Source organism: Alteromonas sp. MmMcT2-5 (assembly GCF_022348315.1).
Classification (GTDB): domain Bacteria; phylum Pseudomonadota; class Gammaproteobacteria; order Enterobacterales; family Alteromonadaceae; genus Alteromonas; species Alteromonas macleodii.
This window is the reverse complement of record NZ_JAKRFB010000127.1, coordinates 1-2199: the sequence shown is the minus strand read 5'-3', so window position 1 is coordinate 2199 and position 2199 is coordinate 1. Positions and strand designations below refer to the sequence as shown.

Sequence of the window (2199 nt, the reverse complement as noted above, 5' to 3'; positions counted from 1 at the left end):
CATTCAATTCATAAATTAGCTACGGCATGGTGTTCTCTTTTTGTTAAGGAGAATGACCATGCCGCAATATCAACGAAGAGAAGTGCAAGACTGGCTCAACTTATTCGAGCAGCAAAAGCAAAGCGGACTCACTGCGGTAGAGTTTTGTCGTCAGCAACAGATTAACGTTCAAACTTACTATACCCGACGTCGCGATATCCGGCTTCAACGAACAAGTAGCAAGTTTGTTCAGGTGAAGCGTGAAGTCACGAAGGTTGAATCCTACACCGAGGAAATGGGTGGCGAACTTCTCCTGCAACTCGGAGAGGTTCAATTGAGCGTGCCAACCAATATTAACCCTCACTGGGTTGCCGCTGTGATGAAGGCATTAAGCGAATGAAGATGTTCGTTGAGCCTGCCGACATTTACCTGTACATGGATGTCGTCGACTTCCGCAAATCGATTAATGGCTTAATTGTCGTCGTTGAGCAGGATATGAACCTGAATCCGTTTCGCGATGCACTGTTCGTCTTCTGCAACAAAAAGCGCGATAAGGTCAAAATACTCTATTGGGATAAAACGGGCTTCGCACTCTGGTACAAGCAACTCGAGAAGCATCGTTTTAAATGGCCTGTCGATGCGAACTTAAAACAGATGCATATGAGTGAACAACAGCTACAATGGCTGTTATCGGGCTACGATGTCATAGGGCATCAACCGTTGCATTACAACGCATCCGGCTTATAACCTGTGATCATAAGTAGCGATTAACGATCACGAAATAGTCTTAATAATGTAAGGTAATCAGCAGCTTAATACGGGATAATAGCGGTATGAACGAGAAAGAATACCAATCCCGCATCGCTGAACTTGAAGCGCTTCTTGAAGAGAAGAGCGCGCGGATTGCCTATTTAGAAGAACAGTTCCGTGTTGCCCAGCACAAGCAGTTCGGAAAAAGTACCGAAGGCCACCCAGGGCAAGGTGAGTTGTTCAATGAAGCGGAAGAGCTGGTTGTTGAAACTGAAACAGCTGAAGAAGCGATTAGCTACACTCGTAAAAAGCCGACACGTAAACCATTGCCTCAAGACCTGCCTCGCGAAGTTATTGTTCACGATATTAGTGACGAAGAAAAAATCTGTGGCTGTTGTTCGGGCGAATTACATCGCATTGGTGAAGATACGTCGGAGACTACGCAACGCCAAGCTTGTTAAGTCAAATCATCACCAGCAAATATCAGTATGGGTTACCGCTTTATCGACAAGAAGCGATGTTCAAACAGCACGGTATTGAATTAAGCCGTAAGACGATGGCGGACTGGATAATCCGCTGCGCTGAGTTGTTTAAACCGCTTTACGAGCAGCTTCATCAACATCTGTTAAAGCAGCCTGTTATCGCAGCGGATGAAACCACGCTTAAAGTTGTTGAGTCTGAGAAAGTGAATAGTTATATGTGGCTATACGCCAGTGGCGCTGACTTACCTAGCGATAATATCCCCGATACAGCGACATCCAATATCGTGTTGTACGATTATCACAATAGTCGCGCCGGGCAATGCGCAGTCGACTTCCTTAATGGCTATAACGACTACCTGCAAGTAGACGGCTATCAAGGCTACGAGCAAACGCAAGCGACCCTTATCGGTTGCTGGGCACATGCACGTCGTAAGTTCATGGAAGCCAAAAAAGGTGCGGGTAAGAAAGGCAGCGGAAAAGCAGATTGGGCACTCAATCACATCCAAAAGCTCTACCGCATCGAAACGCAGCTAAACGATAAAACGGTCGAAGTGCGCTACCTTACCAGACAAGAAAAGAGCCTGCCGTTGCTCAATCAGCTTCACGCATGGCTAATGAAATCAGTTCAACAAGTGCTACCGAAAACCAAATTAGGTGAAGCGATACAATACTGCTTGAACCAATGGGAAAAGCTTGTACGTTATACACTCGACGGCCAACTAAAGATTGATAATAATCGCGCTGAGCGCGCGATTAAACCGTTCGTGATAGGCAGAAAAAACTGGCTATTTAGTCAAACCGCCACGGGCGCAAACGCCAGCGCAATGCTCTACAGTATCATCGAAACCGCTAAAGCTAACGACCTCAATGTGTTCGAGTATGCGATGACTGTTCTGCGCAACTAAATCAGGACACTTTTCTTAAGGAACTTTGCTCATATTCTATTGGCGACAGATCACCATTAGCGGTATGAAGTCGCTCTAAGTTG

The 2199-nt window shown here is 46.0% G+C and carries 2 protein-coding genes and 1 pseudogene; all 3 read left to right on the top strand.

All coding sequences use genetic code 11. The features are described from left to right. Positions 1-58: 58 nt before the first annotated feature. The gene (locus MHN09_RS21240) at positions 59-379 is read left to right on the top strand and encodes an IS66 family insertion sequence element accessory protein TnpB (protein WP_187448106.1); all 321 of its coding nucleotides are present in this window, start codon (positions 59-61) and stop codon (positions 377-379) included. After that, complete coding sequence (tnpB, locus tag MHN09_RS21235) at positions 376-726, top strand: IS66 family insertion sequence element accessory protein TnpB (RefSeq protein WP_187448105.1); 351 nt, start codon at positions 376-378, stop codon at positions 724-726. Before MHN09_RS21240 ends, tnpB begins: the two co-directional genes overlap by 4 nt. 86 nt (positions 727-812) lie before the next feature. Continuing rightward, a pseudogene (locus MHN09_RS21230) lies at positions 813-2098 on the top strand (IS66 family transposase); the annotation flags it as partial. Between the last annotated feature and the right edge of the window lie 101 nt (positions 2099-2199).